Annotated in this window: 17 protein-coding genes and 1 tRNA gene; 4 read left to right on the top strand and 14 right to left on the bottom strand. The window is 60.2% G+C overall.

Annotated features, from left to right (window positions below):
- Positions 1-43 precede the first annotated feature (43 nt).
- Positions 44-1,336 carry an ATP-binding protein gene (locus K5R33_RS10955; protein WP_220749096.1) on the bottom strand — a complete coding sequence of 431 codons (1,293 nt, stop codon included), beginning with the start codon at positions 1,334-1,336 and terminating at the stop codon, positions 44-46.
- Here K5R33_RS10955 and K5R33_RS10950 point away from each other — a divergent pair.
- From K5R33_RS10950 to K5R33_RS10940, 3 genes are all read left to right on the top strand, one after another.
- A complete protein-coding gene (locus tag K5R33_RS10950; RefSeq protein ID WP_220749095.1) occupies positions 1,335-2,222 on the top strand; it encodes an MBL fold metallo-hydrolase in 888 nt (295 codons plus the stop codon). The genes K5R33_RS10955 and K5R33_RS10950 overlap by 2 nt on opposite strands.
- 58 nt (positions 2,223-2,280) lie before the next feature.
- Positions 2,281-2,355 (top strand) — tRNA-Asn (locus K5R33_RS10945).
- 157 nt (positions 2,356-2,512) lie between these two features.
- Positions 2,513-3,031 carry a hypothetical protein gene (locus tag K5R33_RS10940; RefSeq protein WP_220749094.1) on the top strand — a complete coding sequence of 173 codons (519 nt, stop codon included), beginning with the start codon at positions 2,513-2,515 and terminating at the stop codon, positions 3,029-3,031.
- 12 nt (positions 3,032-3,043) lie between these two features.
- Here the strand turns inward: K5R33_RS10940 and K5R33_RS10935 are convergent, their stop codons facing one another.
- The 13 genes from K5R33_RS10935 to K5R33_RS10875 all read right to left on the bottom strand — a co-directional run bounded on the left by K5R33_RS10935 (position 3,044) and on the right by K5R33_RS10875 (position 13,106).
- Entirely contained in the window at positions 3,044-3,310 is a 267-nt protein-coding gene (locus tag K5R33_RS10935; protein ID WP_220749093.1) for a hypothetical protein, read from the bottom strand.
- On the bottom strand, positions 3,303-3,692 hold the full coding sequence (locus tag K5R33_RS10930; RefSeq protein WP_220749092.1) for a hypothetical protein: 390 nt from the start codon (positions 3,690-3,692) through the stop codon (positions 3,303-3,305). Before K5R33_RS10930 ends, K5R33_RS10935 begins: the two co-directional genes overlap by 8 nt.
- Positions 3,685-4,695, bottom strand: coding sequence for a hypothetical protein (locus K5R33_RS10925; protein WP_220749091.1), 1,011 nt, complete (start codon positions 4,693-4,695; stop codon positions 3,685-3,687). Before K5R33_RS10925 ends, K5R33_RS10930 begins: the two co-directional genes overlap by 8 nt.
- On the bottom strand, positions 4,692-5,255 hold the full coding sequence (locus K5R33_RS10920) for a hypothetical protein (RefSeq protein ID WP_220749090.1): 564 nt from the start codon (positions 5,253-5,255) through the stop codon (positions 4,692-4,694). Before K5R33_RS10920 ends, K5R33_RS10925 begins: the two co-directional genes overlap by 4 nt.
- Positions 5,252-5,830, bottom strand: a complete 579-nt coding sequence (locus K5R33_RS10915; RefSeq protein WP_220749089.1) for an HK97 family phage prohead protease — start codon at positions 5,828-5,830, stop codon at positions 5,252-5,254. Before K5R33_RS10915 ends, K5R33_RS10920 begins: the two co-directional genes overlap by 4 nt.
- An 11-nt stretch (positions 5,831-5,841) precedes the next feature.
- On the bottom strand, positions 5,842-7,104 hold the full coding sequence (locus K5R33_RS10910) for a phage major capsid protein (RefSeq protein ID WP_220749088.1): 1,263 nt from the start codon (positions 7,102-7,104) through the stop codon (positions 5,842-5,844).
- 9 nt (positions 7,105-7,113) lie between these two features.
- A complete protein-coding gene (locus K5R33_RS10905) occupies positions 7,114-7,764 on the bottom strand; it encodes a hypothetical protein (protein WP_220749087.1) in 651 nt (216 codons plus the stop codon).
- Positions 7,761-8,255, bottom strand: a complete 495-nt coding sequence (locus K5R33_RS10900; protein WP_220749086.1) for a hypothetical protein — start codon at positions 8,253-8,255, stop codon at positions 7,761-7,763. The genes K5R33_RS10905 and K5R33_RS10900 overlap by 4 nt, the downstream gene beginning before the upstream one ends.
- Positions 8,256-8,633 (bottom strand): HNH endonuclease, encoded by a 378-nt coding sequence (locus K5R33_RS10895; protein ID WP_255576327.1) that lies wholly within the window; start codon positions 8,631-8,633, stop codon positions 8,256-8,258.
- Positions 8,627-10,156, bottom strand: coding sequence for a terminase TerL endonuclease subunit (locus K5R33_RS10890; protein ID WP_220749084.1), 1,530 nt, complete (start codon positions 10,154-10,156; stop codon positions 8,627-8,629). The genes K5R33_RS10895 and K5R33_RS10890 overlap by 7 nt, the downstream gene beginning before the upstream one ends.
- Positions 10,157-10,689: 533 nt before the next feature.
- Positions 10,690-11,301 carry a helix-turn-helix domain-containing protein gene (locus K5R33_RS10885; RefSeq protein WP_220749083.1) on the bottom strand — a complete coding sequence of 204 codons (612 nt, stop codon included), beginning with the start codon at positions 11,299-11,301 and terminating at the stop codon, positions 10,690-10,692.
- A gap of 247 nt (positions 11,302-11,548) precedes the next feature.
- Positions 11,549-11,776, bottom strand: a complete 228-nt coding sequence (locus tag K5R33_RS10880; RefSeq protein WP_220749082.1) for a helix-turn-helix domain-containing protein — start codon at positions 11,774-11,776, stop codon at positions 11,549-11,551.
- A gap of 142 nt (positions 11,777-11,918) precedes the next feature.
- Entirely contained in the window at positions 11,919-13,106 is a 1,188-nt protein-coding gene (locus K5R33_RS10875; protein WP_220749081.1) for a tyrosine-type recombinase/integrase, read from the bottom strand.
- A 482-nt stretch (positions 13,107-13,588) separates the two neighbouring features.
- Between K5R33_RS10875 and K5R33_RS10870 the strand changes: the two genes are divergently transcribed.
- On the top strand, positions 13,589-14,392 hold the full coding sequence (locus tag K5R33_RS10870; protein WP_220749080.1) for a hypothetical protein: 804 nt from the start codon (positions 13,589-13,591) through the stop codon (positions 14,390-14,392).
- The last annotated feature ends 23 nt before the right edge of the window (positions 14,393-14,415 follow it).

Raw genomic sequence — 14,415 nt, 5'->3', positions numbered from 1 at the left:
GGCAGGAGTGGTTTTTCGTGAAACACGCAGGCGCCTCAGCCACCTAGAGGGGAATCACAATCTCGGCCTTTAGGCCCCCCAGATCCGATGTTCCCAACCGCAGCAGTCCGCCATGCGCGCGGGCCACGTCTTGGACGATCGACAGGCCCAGCCCCACATTGCCGTTGGTATTGCTGCGGGCGCGGTCCAACCGGGCAAAGGGTCGGGTGGCGGCGTCTCTCTGGGCCTCGGGAATACCCGGCCCGTCGTCCTCCACCGTGAAGGTCAAAGACGTGTCACCCGCCGTCACCGAGGCGCGCGCCCTGTTGCCGTAGGTCAAGGCATTGCGAATGAGGTTTGACAGGGCCCTTTGGATGCCATCGGCATATAGGTCTACGGTCACCGATTGCCCCGTCACGGGAATATCCTGCTGGGGGGCTGCCATGCGCGCCGCGTCTTGCAGCAAGGCCAGAGCATCAACGCGGGCGCGCGTGTCCGTGGCATCCTGCTGGGCAAACGTCAAAAACGTGTCGATGATACGCTCCATGGCCGCGAGGTCGCGCTGCAGATCCGCGACCTCCGCAGCATCCATCATGGACAGTTCCAGCTTCATGCGCGTAAGCGGCGTGCGCAGATCGTGGCTCACGCCAGACAGCAGCAGCGTCCGTTGCTCCATATGCCGTTCGATCCGCGCGCGCATGTCCAGGAATGCGGTCCCGGCCGCCCGGACCTCGGTCGCTCCGCCAGGGATATAGGATACGTTTTGCCCCCGCCCGAAGGCTTCGGCTGCGCGGGCCAAGCGCCGGATCGGTCTGATCTGGCCACGCATGAACAGGATGGAGATCGCCGTCATCACGAGCGCCGTACCGACCATCAACACAAGCAGTTGGTGCGGGTTCGACGCGGACACCTTAGACCGTGGAAACACCAGCCGGGTTCCGTCGCTGAACCCCACCAAGACAGTTTTGTCCTGACTGACAGTGTCGATGGCCGCCACATCGGCAAACCGCGAAAACAGAACCCCGCGCATCGCCTCCGCGGAGAGATCCCAGAGCAAAACACGATCTTCGACCTCGGAGAGGTCCAGCCGAACGCCCAATTGCTCCGCAAGCGCGGGTTGCGCGCGAACGAGCGCAATCTCCCGTGTCATGTTGGAGGTCATCTGAACGGTGACATCTTCGTAGTGGCGTTGCAGGAACATCACCGCCACGGCAAGTTGGATGACGATGACCGGCAGGATCAAGATCAGGGCGGCGCGGGCATAGAAGCTGCGTGGCAACCAACGGCGGGACCACGCGCGGCGTGCTAGGCGGGCACGGACGGCTTTGGACGATGCAAGATCGGATGGGGATGACATGACCAAAGGCTACCGCGCAGGCAGCGACGACGAAAGTGGCTTGAGACGCCTGCTCGCCCCCAACCCCTCGCCGATGACCGGGCCTGGGACGAATACCTTCATACTTGGGGATCGAGACCTTGCGGTTATCGATCCGGGCCCTGCCTTGCCCGCCCATCTCGATGCGATCCAAAACGTCATCGCGGGGCGCCAGGTGCGTGGGATCTTCGTGACACACGCCCATCTGGACCATTCCGCTGGGGCCCGCCCTCTCGCGGAAATCACCGGAGCGCCCGTCCTGGCGTTCGGTCCAGCCGTGGCGGGACGCAGTGAGATTATGGCCAGGCTCGCGCCTCAGGTTAAGGGCGGTGAGGGCATTGATGCCGAGTTTGCCCCCGATCAGATGCTGTCCCACGGCGATCAAGTCCAGGGTGACGGTTGGTGCCTGCGGGCGGTTCACACACCGGGCCACATGTCGAACCATCTGTCGTTCCAATGGCCCGACGCGAGGCTCGTCTTCACAGGCGATACTGTCATGGGATGGGCCAGCACTCTGATTTCACCGCCCGACGGTGACCTGGGGCAGTTCCTGACGAGCCTTGATCGACTCGCTGACCTTGGCGCCGAGCGCTTTTGGCCGGGGCACGGGGACATGATCACAGACCCGTCGGGACGCTGTGCAGAGTTGCGCGCCCATCGCCTTATGAGAGAGGCAGACATCCTGGGCGCCCTCCGCCACCCACGGCGCGTTTCGGACTTGGTTCACGAAATCTACACGGACACGCCAAGGGCGCTCCATGCGGCGGCCGGGCGAAACGTCCTGGCGCACTTGATCCACCTTTGGGAGACAGGACGCGTTGCAGCCGCCCCCGAGGTTAGCCCCGGTGCCCTTTGGCATCTGATCTGAAAATGCCAGAAAACCCCTTGCGCCCCCCCCAGAGCTTCTCTAAAGCCCCGCAGTGTGTTCCGGCGTAGCTCAGCGGTAGAGCAGTTGACTGTTAATCAATTGGTCGTAGGTTCGATCCCTACCGCCGGAGCCAAAAACCCCAAGTAAATCAGAGATTTGCGCGACACCTCAGAGAGGCGTCATAGGGGGGTTCTGGCGTTAGTAAGCACATAGTAAGCAAGTCAGCCCTCACAGCCGGTCGCTTTGCTTGCTAATAGAACGCAGCAATCCCGCAGGTCGGTGTGACATCCATGAAATTTGACGATCCCTATTATCAACGGCTGAGGACATTTCTTGACGCTTCCAACAGCGAGACAGACCGTGGGCGAGCCTTAGTTGCAGCGTCACTCATCGAAGAAATGCTGGAAGAGGTCTTGCGTGGCTTTCTTTTAGAGGGCGCTGCGAGCAAAAGCCTCTTTGATGGTCCCAACGCTCCACTTTCGACCTTCTCCGCAAAGTCGAGCGCAAGCCGCGCACTCGGCCTAATCTCGGGATCAGAGTATCAGGACATAGAAGCTGTGCGCAAAATACGAAACGCATTTGCGCATAGCGTTCTGGTCTCGTTTGAAGATCAAAAGATACGCAGTTGGGCCGCTGCACTCAAAACTGGCATGTCGGCGCTTGACGCGCTTGACAAGGCTCACCCTTCGCGGGCCGATGACCCAAAGCAGCGTTTTGGCATGGTTACAACGAGCCTCGTCTCGGCTTTATACAATCGCGCCCACTACACCAAAAAAGCGAAGTTAGAAGACCGGCACTGGCCCGAGTAGCTTCCTAAAGTGCTAACGCAATTCTACGCTCATCCGGTCTAGCTTGGGGGCAAGGTCGTGGATCGTCGCCAAGGTCTCGGGACCAAACTCCCCCTTGCGGTAATCATCGGCCACGCGCACCAGCTTGAACACATCGGCATGGGTAAGGCCCGCGTCCAGCAAATCGGCTAGGCGGGCCTTCACAATCCATTCCAGCAACGCGGCAAGGGTCTGGCCAATCTCATCGGCGGTTGCCCCCTCTCGGGGCATCGGGGGCGGTGCTGGCATCGGTTTAGGCATTGCGGATCACCGGTGCGTCATTCGGGCCGAGGGACTTACAGTCATACGTCACAAGCGTGGCCAGCACGTTAGCCGAGTGGACGGTGACAATCTCGTAGAACACCCCGTCAATCAGGATCAGAGCCGCACCGTTCGGGGCCACCTCACTCAGGACGGTGACAAGGTGACTGCCCTGATATGTGGCCGAGAGGGTCAGGACGGTTTCCTTGCTCTTGTCCACATAGCCCAAGGTATCCTCGGCCCGGTCGTATTGCAGTTCCCCGGCGGCATCATAGACGGGCACCCCGCTATCGGTTGCTGTGATGTAGACAAGCGCCCGTTTGAACGCGGGGTTGGATTTCGCCGCCCTCTTGGCGGTCTGTAGGGGGCTGAGCCTACTCATGGTCCCACCCCACGAGGCGCATGGCCTTATCAAGGGGCACCCCGGCCCCTGTCAGGACACCCACGGCACGGGCACGGCCCGCCACATCGGCACTCATCATCTGGTCAATGCTGACAGTCTGGACGCCAATCTTTCGCGTCAGTTCCGGCAGGCATTGGCGGGCAAGCGGCAAGATCGTTTGCAGGGCAAAGAGCCGATACCCTTCCCGCATGGCCCCGGCATTGCCGTTGCCCGTTACCAGTGCCGGGGGAACGCCACACCCTGCCAAGAGGCGATTATGCAGGTCAGCCGTGAACGTGTTGAGGTCAGCCTTGCCAAGGTCTGGCGTCAGGTCCACCCGCCGAAACTCAGAAGCATGGCCCCCGGTCTGGTGCGCAAAATCGGCCTTGCTGGACACCACGGCCAAAGAGGACGATTGCAGGCCCGTAGCCGCCTTTTGTTGTTGATCCTCGGGGATGGTGGACGGCATGGGAAGAAGCCCCTTGCCCGTATAGCTGGTGGCGTTGCTCACGGCCTTTTCAATCTCGGCCAGAAGCGCGGGGCTGAGGCCCATCATCTTGAACGGGGAACGCCCCTGCCATGGGGTGGCGGGGTCGGCATTGATCGTCAGCCGCAACACCTCACCCGCAAGCGCCTTGCGGGTTTCAGTTTCATGCGGGTGCGCAATGTGAAGGTGAAAGCGGCCCGAGGCCAATTCATCCCAATAGGCCACGTGATCCAGCTTGAGGGCTGAGCCATCGGCCCGGATATGCCAGCACGTTTCCCCCTTCAACAGAAGGTCACGCCCCATTGCGGCCAGCGTGGCAGGATCAACAGGCACGGGGGCAAGCTCCAGCATGGCAAAGCCCGAGGTCCAGAAATGCAGAGCCGTGCCCACGGTCGCGCTCAGGGGCACCTTGCCGTCAGTAAGAAGGCCCCGGCGACGGTGATCCATGTATTCCAGCGTCACCCCCAAAGAGGCGCGTTGTTCAATCTCGGACTTTCGCTTGAATGGCCACATCATCCCCGCACCTCCGATGCAAGCAAGGCACCCGCCCCAGAGCCGCGAAATACGGGCATCAGGCTTTCACGGGTGAACGAAAAATCCCCAGAGGATTGTGAGCTGTATTCCCGGCGGCTGGGGCCTTGCATGAGCTGATAAAGCGCCAGCTGGTGGACGGCCCTTGTCACGTTGGCCGTGACGGGTGCCCCGGCCACGGTGCCCGTTTGGGTCAGGCGGGTGAGTTGGAACGGCTCAAGGTCAATCATGCCCACCTCGGCCACATAGGGGGCCGAAAGGCTTACCCATGATCCCCCCTGATAGATGCTGACGCCAATCGTCACGGGGAACGGATAGCGGGACCATGTGAACGTGATGGGCGTATCGGCTTTGACGATCACCTTGCCAGCGGTCATTTCCCGGTATGTCTTGCCCGTGAACGCCTCCACCATGGCCCAAGAGGCCGTGAGCATGGCCGTGGCCTCAGTTTCGGTCCCATCGGCCTCAAAGGCCACCTCAGAGGCCAGAAGCGAGGTTGCCGGGTCATCCCCCAGCGTGAATGAGGTTTCCAAAAGCGTAATCATGGCAACACGATCCTTTCCCGCTTGGCTGGATCGTTCGCGCTTGCCGTCAGTGCCCTGAGTTCGGCCTCACTGTCCTGATAGGCGGGCCGCGTCACAATCGAGAGTTCAAAGAGCAAGAGCGCCCAAAGTTGCCGGATTTTGACGCTCGGATTTCCCGGCTCAGGCACCAGTTTTTCCGCCCCCGGCACCACGTCAGACGGCGGCACCCGGAAACCGGGGCTGATACCTCGGGCAAGCCCTGAGCCGATCAATGCCAGGGCGTCCACCACATGGCTTGCGCGGTCTGCCCCCTCGGGAATGGTGGCCACAAAATCAAGGAAACGCTCAGTATCCTTTAACTCAAGGGTGCCGGAGGATCGTGAGGCAAGCGGACGGTCAAACGAATGGCCGAAAAGCAGGTTCACCTCTCGGCTGGGGTCGCCAAGGGTGAAGCTGAAAGCCCCCGGCATGATGGTTTCTTTGCGGACCGTCCCCCGATCAGAGAGGACGGCCAGTGAGTTGTATGGGAAGCGGCCCGCAATCACCGGGCGCTTGTCTAGCTGACGCACCTCAAGGCCGTCAGCTTCCCAGATCATGCGGCGGACACTCATGCGCGGTCTTGCACCCCCGTCAGCTTGAAATAGTGGGTGGCGGTGCGCTGGATCAGCACATCAACGAAAGCGAACATGGTGAGGGCCACCTTGCCCGTCTTGCTTTCGCTGTAGGGGTCCACCAGCAATTCCGGGCTTCCCCACGTGGGCACGAATGCGTTGTTCGCCCCGGCCCCAAAGTAGACGCTGGACGCCCCTTTATCGGTGCCGTCACGCGCCCCTCGGGTGCTGACTTGGCTGGACCACATCATGCCGAAACCCGCCCCCTTGAGGCGGTCCAGTTCCGAAACGGCGGTGCCGCTCACCAAAGTGTCGGCAAGGGTCTGGTGGACAATCGGCGCACCCGCGATGCGGACGCCCGAGGGGTCGCTCAGCTTGGCCGTTTCCTGAATTTCGGTTGCCCGCAACAGAAACTCGGAAAAACTGGCCACGTCATCCAGCGCCGCTGTGCGGCCCCCGGTCAGCACGGTTTCAAAGCCCGCCGGTTGCTCATCTGCCCCGGTGCCTTGCAACACGGCCAAATCCATGCCCTCACGCAGCACCTCGGAAAGGTCACGGCGCAAGATCGCCTCAAGGGCCGAGTTCTGGCGAATGGCTTGGCGGGTCAGAAGGTAGCGGCCCGTTGCCGTGTGAATGGCGGGGCTGACGGCGGTTGTGGAGATTGCGGCGGCATCGGCCCCGGCACCCTCGGCCACCCATGACAGGCCCGTGCCCCCGGTGATCTCGGGGAAGCTGGGGGCACCCGTGACTTGCAGAGCCGAGACGCCAAAGCGTTGTGCCGCGCTGGCCTCAAAGAAACGCTCAAGGGCGTTCATCGTGGGGTGAGACGCCAGATTGCCGCTCACGCTGGTGCTGGCATCCGTTGCCACATCGGCACGGGTTTCCAAGAGGCTCTCCCATGGGAAGCGCACCCCCTTCTGGCCATCCCCGTGACGGTTTTCCAGTTCGGCGGAAACCTCGGCCTCACGTCCCGTCAGCGGCTTGCCCTCGGTCAGGCTTGCCACCATGCCCGAGAGATTGAACGAGCGGCATTCCCGGCCAAAATCGCTCTCGGCCCGGTCAGGCTCTTTGATCTTGTCACGTTCGGCCCCCTCCACCAGAAGCGCGGCCCGCAACTCCACCTCGGCCCCTTCGTATGCCGAGGTCAGGGACCGCAATTCGGTGCGGGCGTCGTCGGTGATTTCATCGGCCTTCTGGATTTCGGCCATTTTCTCACGGCGCTTGCTTTGCGCCAGTTGGATTTCTTGCGATTTCAACATGGTAGCCTCTCAGGTTATGTCTTTCGTGAGCGCGTCCAAAAGCGCCTCAAGCGCACGGTCGGCAAACTCGGGGAAGCCCCGTTTCATTTGCGCGACAAACCCAAGCCGGGGACGCACCCGCACCTGAGGTTTGAGGGCGTAGAGCGGTGTAACCTTCCGCCCTAAGCGTTGGAAAAGCAGAAGGTTTCCCTTGCGGCTTTCAGCAATTAAGGTGTGTTGCCATTGCCGAGGATTGAGCTTTTTCGGGCTTCCATCGGCCTTGAGCGCGGCGGGCAATGGCACAAACAGATATTGGCCCTCTCGGGGCGTGATCGTGCCGCCGTATTCCTGAATACGATACTCACCCGGCAAGGTGACTTCGCCATACACATCGGCCACCTTTGCGGCCTCATGCACCACCCTGCCGTGCTGTAGCTCACGCACCAGCCGCCCGGTGCGCTTGGCAAGGGCCTTGTCAGTTGTCGTGGTGCCGGAATGCCGTGCGGCCAGCTTGTCGGTTTCCCGTGCGATGAAAACCCGCATTTCACGGGCCACCACGTGGGCAAAGTCATCCACGTTCTTGCCGAGGGTCGCGGCCAGAGCATCCAAGCCCCGGCGGGCGTCCTGATACCGCCGATTGCCGTAGCTTACGGAAAGGCCAACGTCGTGCGTGTCAGTCATGTGGCCCCCGGTGCTGGGGCCGCTTGGCCGAGATATGTGCGGGGGTCGTTCAGGTCGTGGCGATACCGCACGACAAAGAAAACGCTGCCCTCGGCTGTCAAATCCTCGGGGTGATCGAGGTCCACGACATTGCCAGCGTCATACAGATCAACGGCCAACCCTTTCACTGTCGTATCCACTAGAAGGCGGCGCTGGATCATCCCGGCCACGGTTTCAATGATCGTGGCGGGCACCTCCCCCGGCTGAGCGCGATAGCGAAAATCAACGCTCACCTCCAAGAAACACTCCACAAAGGACGTGCCTTGCGTCTTGTTCTCTTTCATCGGCACCAGCCCCGCCGTGAGCCGTTTGGGGCTTGTCGGAGGCAAGGGGCCGCGCACCACCTCTGAGATAGAAAACGGATACGGGTCAGACGCCGGGACACCCCCTGAAATGTCAGCCAAAGAGAGATGCAGGGTTTCCAGAATTGTCTCCCGAATTGTCCTATTCATTCATTTACCCCCCGATAGCCCCGAGAATTTGCAATCCACTGCACTCGCAAGGGCGGACTGGAACGCCTCACGCCCCGGCACGTGCGAACGGCGGATTTCGCCCGTGCGGTCACGGCGCTTGTGGCCGCTCCACTTTTCCTTGGCGGATTTGGCGTTGTGGCAGGCGGGGCAGAGGTATTGCAGGTTGGCCTTGTCGCGGGGGTCAATCAGCGCCTCGGCACATGCTGAGCGGGGCACGATATGGTCAACGTGCCCGTGCATTCCGCAGAATTTCCCGCAACACTCGCAACGGTAATTCGCCCGGTGCGCAATGGCGGGCCGAATGCTGCGCTTCCATTCCCGCGTGTCGATTGTGGAACGATCCTGACGCCTCACCATAGCTGCACCTCATATTCCGGCTGAGGTGCGTCCATGGCCGAGACGTAGGCGCTACAGGCCAGCGTGAGGGCCTGAGCAACGTCAATGCGGGCATTGCGGTGCGACTTGTCGAGTTGGCAGGCCCCGGTAGCGGAAACCTTCACATCGGCCTCGGCAACGGCGGCCTCAATCAAAAGACTGCGCTGCATCTTGGCCTTGCCGCTCAGGAACATGCGGCGGGTTGCCCGAATGTCGTTATCGCCGTCTTTCGGCCCGGTGCCACGGGTCACAACTGGCCAATCAATCTTGGCCCGTGCCATGGCAGTGCGAAACTCGGCATCCCGGTAACGGTCGCCAGAAATGGATTGCACGGGGTGATCCCCGATTTCTTCCCTCAGCCGCGCCAGAAACTCGGCCACATCGGTGACTTGGCCACTTGTCTCAAAGAGTTCGCCCGTCCCGGCTAGGCTCACATAAAGGTTGCCCACGCCATCGCGTTTGCCCCGTTGCGCAAGGTCCAACTCCCCCTCACCCGGAAACGCGGCAATCGGGCGGATCACGCCGCTTTCGGCATAGACGATCACGGCGGCGGTCATGGCCGCGCTGCCCCCGAGGTCCAGCCCAACAAAGCACTGCTCACCCGGAATAGGTTTGGCGTTCACATCGTAAGCCCGTTGTAGCTGGCCATACTCCACCAGCAACTGGCGGCTAGGGCTGAGCGGCATGTTGAGGTGCCACGCCTTGAAAGAGGTGAGCGAGCCGCCTTGCTCGGCCTTGTCGTGCGCATCCTGCATGAAACGGCGGGATTTGATCGTGCCCAGGGCGGGGTTTGCCGCTTCCCAAACCGCCGGGTCGCTGGCATCGTCATTCAGATCAGCGCCCCAGAGGGTCACATGGGTGCGCTTGTCAGGGCGGGAAATGAGTTCGTTATACTCGGGGCTGTCGCCACGGGTGCCCGTGAGGATCAACTGGCCATCCTTGGCGGCAAGGGCATCGTAGAAGGCGTTTATGAGTTCCCCTTGCCCAGCCGAGATAAGGCCCGTTTCGTCAATCACCGCTAGGTCAAGGTCAGCACCGTGGCCTTGTTTCATGTTCCCGGTGCTGAGGTGGCAAACGCCATTGCCCATGAGTAGCCGCCCCGGCTTGGGGTCTACCCGCTTGTGCAACTCCCCCTCACGCCCCGCCGTTTCCAGAAGGGCGAACATCGCGGCAGCAATGTAGCCCGTGTGTTTTTCGGTTGGGGCCGCGATAGCGCCGCAAAAGTGGGGAATGTGGATGGGGCTATCCGGGCACATGAGACCCAGAAGGATCGCGCCTAGCAGGGTGGACTTGCCCAGCTTGCGCGGGGTGGAAAAGATGCAGGTCCGAAACGTGGGGCCGTCATAATCTTGGCTGAGATACGCCGCCACAATCTCACGCTGGAAGTCATGCAGCACGAAAGGTTCGCCGCGAGAGATACCAGCCGGAATGGTAAACTCACGCGCCAGCCAGTTCGCCAGCGCGTCAACAGGTTCCAGCTTGGGTTTGCGGCGGATCGTAATCAAGCGGACGCCCCCCGCTCGAAAACCGTCACCCGCTCGAGTGCCTCCGCTCCGCCCCCTCCGATAGATGCGGGCCTCCCCCTTTCGGCGGGCAGGGGTCCCCTAGGGGTCTGGGGCAATGTGATCTTGTGCAGGGTTTGCACGGGCGCACCTCAAGCGTGGGTTTCATTCGCTTGTGGTGCCCGCCCGCTAAGTGCGAGCGCCGACCATGTAGGGCCGACGGGCAACAACAATCACAAAATACGGTGGCTCATTCGGCCTGTCAATTCCGGCCTTGAGAGGCGGGGGGCTATGGGGGGGTGGAGGGTATTCCGGGGTGATCTATTCAGATAGCCCAATCTCCACCCGTCACCTTGACAAAGGGGATGGGGTTCTTCGGATCATCTCTCTTTAGAGAGATGGGATAGAAATACGAATGTAATGAGTATTTCTGTGTATGGATTAGCTCACTGACTAGCTCATCGACTAGCTCACTGATTAGGCCATTTCGGGCCGAGAATGAGCTAGTCCAATTCGTTTCATTCCCGCCCATTCCTTCAATCATCCTCGGCCAAGATTGCCTGCACCTCTGCCAACGTCAGAGGCTTTTCGGCTTCTTCCATCGCCAATAGCTCAGCCATGGTGAGAGGCTTTTCATCGGTAGACTGGGGGCCAGCAACCTTGTGCGCAGTGTTCGGCTTCACGCCTTGGGCTGGCCCGTTTGGCGGGGTGTTGGGGTCGTGCCCAAGGTGCTGCCAGTCTTGGCTCTTTGGGTTGGATAACCTTAGGCCGAGGATCGTGGGCCGGATAAAGGTCAGCACCCTGTTGCCCCCAAACTTGCCGCGCTCACGCTCTATCAGCCCGAGGTTTTCCAGACGATCTAGGTGGCGCTTGAGCGTTGCAACGGCAATGCCCGTAAGGTCGCTCCACCATGGATAGGGATAAGCCGCCCAATACCCAGCATGGCCGGGACGAACCGCGTTGGACTTGCGCCAAGTCTTGTAGATCGCTCCAAACAAATCTCGGCTCTTGGGGTGCTGCACCCAAAAGCCCCGAATGTCTTTGCGGGTCTGGATAGGCGAGTTCGCCTGAGCGGTCTGGGCCGCGTGATCCTTGGCTATATCGCTGGCCAGTTCGGCCTTGGCTTTGGCTGATTTGAGAAAGGTCACGGGACGCCCCCGCTTTTCAGTGATTGAAAGCGCGTCACGTATGCCCTGAGCATAATCGACATTGCCTCGGCTATTTCATACTCAGGCGCGTGGTGATCTCTGAGAAACGTCAGAAGAACCACCCCAGCGCCCCACATGTCTGTGTCGCGTATTTCGCGGGTGGCACTAGGATCTACTTCATAGAGACGCTCAGCCGCCTTTATGCCGCACATCTCGGCATGTGTTTGCCATTTGCTCATGTGTCACCTCACGCAATGCGCTTGGCTTCAAGGAATGCCAGCAAATCGGTGCGGCTGTAGCGAATGGTGCGGTGCCCCAGCACGGAGAAAGGCACTTTGGGTGGTGTGCCGTTGGCACGTGCCTCATATCGGTCTTTGTCCAGATAACGGCGGCTGACGCCTAGAACGGTCGCGGCTTGGTCAACCGTGAGCATATCGGACACAATTGGTGCGGGCTTTTTGAGTTTGATTGGCATTGGCGTTCTCCAAGGATGTTGGCACGTCCCTTTCATCGACGCACCGGGTTGCGGGTTTCGCGCTGCCCGTCACTTGAGCGGGTGACGATCAAACATCCTTGTTCTGACGCTGCTTTGAGTATGGCCCGCTAGCGGCGATGTTTCAAGCCGTCCTCTGTTGATCCATGTAGTCACTTACGGCCTGTGTAGCCCCCCGCATCATCTCGGGGTCAGTCAAAATCTGGTATCCGGCGGTCACGTCGCTGCCCGTGGCATGGTTCATCAAGCGTTTCAGCTTCGTCTGTTGGACATCAAGGCGGGTTGCCACCGTTGAAAAGCTGCGGCGCAAATCATGGAAGCCGATAGGCCAGCCAAGAGCCTCACGAAAGGCCGTGAGCGTCTTGCGTGGGTCGCCGTAGGGCGAAGCCCCCCAGACATAGGTTTCGCCCCCGGTGCGCTCTTTCTGAGCCTCTAAGAGCCTCACGGTTTGCTCAGCCAATGGCAGGGTTATGGCTTCCCCGTTTTTCGCCCTCTCGGCCACAATGGTGAGCGTCTTGGCCTTAAGGTCCACATCGGCCCATTCCAAATATGCGGCCTCAGTCATGCGCAACCCAGTGCGGGCCAGCAATTCGACGTATACCTTGAATTTCTCCCCAGCCTCGGGGTGGCGATTGGAATTGGTTTCAAGGTTGTCCAAAGCCTCAAAAAACTCTTTCCAGTCACTCACGAATGTCTGGCGGCGCTTTGGCTTGGGCATGATCTTTTTGCGCTTCACAATGTCAGCGGGGCATTCGGGCAAGAGCGGGTTTCCCTCTGCATCGGTCACGTCAACCCGTGCCCAATTCCAGCAACTCTTGAAAGTGCGCACGGCCAGCGCGGCCCCGGCGGGAGTGCGGGCCATGATCTCATGAAAACGGGCTTGGAACACTTTTGGCGTGATCCGGCGCATTTCCATACTCAGCCAATCGCCAAATTCTCGGGCCATGGTGGCCCGGTAGGTCACGGCGGTGCGCTCACGGTGCGACCGTTCGGAAAGCCACCCGTCTACCGCTTGGCCGAGGGTCATGAGTTTCGCCCGGTCCTGCCTGAGTTGCGCGTTGCGGTCCTTGCCATCGGCCATTTCGGCCAGCGCCTTCTTTGCCAGCTTGCGGGCATCATTCAGGGTTAGGTGGTCCGTCTTGGCCAGCGTCACGCGGCGGGTCTTGGCCCCTACGCGGCTTTGCACGATGTAAGCCTTTGAGGCCCTCCCAATACGGACGCCCAGACCGGGCTGGCCATCATCCCAGACGAATTTCTGCCCCGCCGTTGTGAGCGGCATATCCCGCACGCCTTGTGCCGTCAGTTTGGCCATGGCCCTCAGCCCCTCAAAAAAAGTAAGCAGTTAGTAAGCAGGTTTTGTGAACCTATGGGAAAACATAGGGTCGCACCGAACATGGTACAAGATGCTGATTTTACTTTATTTATAGGGGTATGGGAGGCTTTTGGAGGGTATGGGCAGAAAGCGGAAAGAGACCAAAATCATAACTGTTAATCAATTGGTCGTAGGTTCGATCCCTACCGCCGGAGCCAAAATCCCTTCAAGCTACTGAAAACGTGTGTCTTTCGGATTTAGCTCCGAACGCCTTTTGAAGTTTCTGCGCTCTGCTGACACACAGATGTCACAACGCGCGCACTTCGGGTGATCAGGTCAGCCCATCGGTGTCCCTCATCAGGAGGGCATCATGCGAACTCAAACATACCTCTACCGCCAGGGCCGCCACTATCATTTTCGGCGGCGCTTTCCGGGGTTATCCACATCTATCCGTCCTGTGCGTATCGCCCTGGGGACGACAGATGAAAAAAACGGCGCATACGTGGTCCCGAACGCTGATTACAGAGTTCGAAGCCATGCTGGACGCCTTTCTTTTCGTCATCGACCCGCTCCCCGAAGAGCTGATCGCGCATTACTTTGATGCGCGACTGAAGCAGGCTTTGGATACCTTGCGTCGGCAATCCCGGATGGAACGGATGTCGGAGCGGAAAGGCACCCTGGCTATGTCCGTTCCTATCCAACGTGTCGTTTTGACCAGCCTTCTGACCGACGGACTTGGCGATGCCCTTCCAGCGTCGCGTCTCGATGCGACCTGGTCTTCCAACGAAGTGAAGGCCGCAGTCAGCGTCTACGCCAGGGAGGTCGAGATCCTCCGTTCTTCTGCATCTCGCAGAGCCATAGTAAGCGAATTCGAGGCTTTCACAGGATTGAAACCCCGGTCTTCCGAACACGAGTATCAGGTAGTCGAAGCCCACCTGCATGCACGACTTGCAGCTTTGGGAGCGGAGCACGAAGGTCAGAGTATCCGGGCGAAGGTGTTCGAAGACCGCGCTAAAGAACTGGTTTCTTCACAGGGACTCATTCACCCGATGGCAACGCGGCATCCTGAACCGCATCCGATGGTTGTCACTCATCCGCCGGTACAACACGCATCGCAACCGCCCCTCGACACCAATGCGGTTCCCGGCACGGAAGATGAGGAAACCGGATTGGTGGTTCAGCCTAGACCACCCTTTACCGAAGGGGTTGCAGAGATCGAGGGGCCCATCACCGTCGAAAAACTCCGAGAACCGATGACCTGCTCCCCTGAAAGGTCCGCGGTTTGAAGTTAGCCTGTTCTCCAAACGAG

Source organism: Jannaschia pagri, from assembly GCF_019655435.1.
Lineage (GTDB): Bacteria > Pseudomonadota > Alphaproteobacteria > Rhodobacterales > Rhodobacteraceae > Jannaschia > Jannaschia pagri.
This window is presented reverse-complemented; position numbering and strand designations above follow the sequence as displayed.

Excerpts from the sequence above, each read along its gene's own strand:
- K5R33_RS10930 (WP_220749092.1), bottom strand. The coding sequence starts at position 3,692 with ATGAGTAGGCTCAGCCCCCTACAGACCGCCAAGAGGGCGGCGAAATCC.
- K5R33_RS10915 (WP_220749089.1), bottom strand. The coding sequence starts at position 5,830 with ATGATCTGGGAAGCTGACGGCCTTGAGGTGCGTCAGCTAGACAAGCGC.
- K5R33_RS10920 (WP_220749090.1), bottom strand. The coding sequence starts at position 5,255 with ATGATTACGCTTTTGGAAACCTCATTCACGCTGGGGGATGACCCGGCA.
- K5R33_RS10870 (WP_220749080.1), top strand. The coding sequence starts at position 13,589 with ATGAAAAAAACGGCGCATACGTGGTCCCGAACGCTGATTACAGAGTTC.
- K5R33_RS10950 (WP_220749095.1), top strand. The coding sequence starts at position 1,335 with ATGACCAAAGGCTACCGCGCAGGCAGCGACGACGAAAGTGGCTTGAGA.
- K5R33_RS10935 (WP_220749093.1), bottom strand. The coding sequence starts at position 3,310 with ATGCCTAAACCGATGCCAGCACCGCCCCCGATGCCCCGAGAGGGGGCA.
- K5R33_RS10900 (WP_220749086.1), bottom strand. The coding sequence starts at position 8,255 with ATGAATAGGACAATTCGGGAGACAATTCTGGAAACCCTGCATCTCTCT.
- K5R33_RS10910 (WP_220749088.1), bottom strand. The coding sequence starts at position 7,104 with ATGTTGAAATCGCAAGAAATCCAACTGGCGCAAAGCAAGCGCCGTGAG.
- K5R33_RS10940 (WP_220749094.1), top strand. The coding sequence starts at position 2,513 with ATGAAATTTGACGATCCCTATTATCAACGGCTGAGGACATTTCTTGAC.
- K5R33_RS10880 (WP_220749082.1), bottom strand. The coding sequence starts at position 11,776 with ATGCCAATCAAACTCAAAAAGCCCGCACCAATTGTGTCCGATATGCTC.
- K5R33_RS10925 (WP_220749091.1), bottom strand. The coding sequence starts at position 4,695 with ATGATGTGGCCATTCAAGCGAAAGTCCGAGATTGAACAACGCGCCTCT.
- K5R33_RS10905 (WP_220749087.1), bottom strand. The coding sequence starts at position 7,764 with ATGACTGACACGCACGACGTTGGCCTTTCCGTAAGCTACGGCAATCGG.
- K5R33_RS10895 (WP_255576327.1), bottom strand. The coding sequence starts at position 8,633 with ATGGTGAGGCGTCAGGATCGTTCCACAATCGACACGCGGGAATGGAAG.
- K5R33_RS10955 (WP_220749096.1), bottom strand. The coding sequence starts at position 1,336 with ATGTCATCCCCATCCGATCTTGCATCGTCCAAAGCCGTCCGTGCCCGC.
- K5R33_RS10875 (WP_220749081.1), bottom strand. The coding sequence starts at position 13,106 with ATGGCCAAACTGACGGCACAAGGCGTGCGGGATATGCCGCTCACAACG.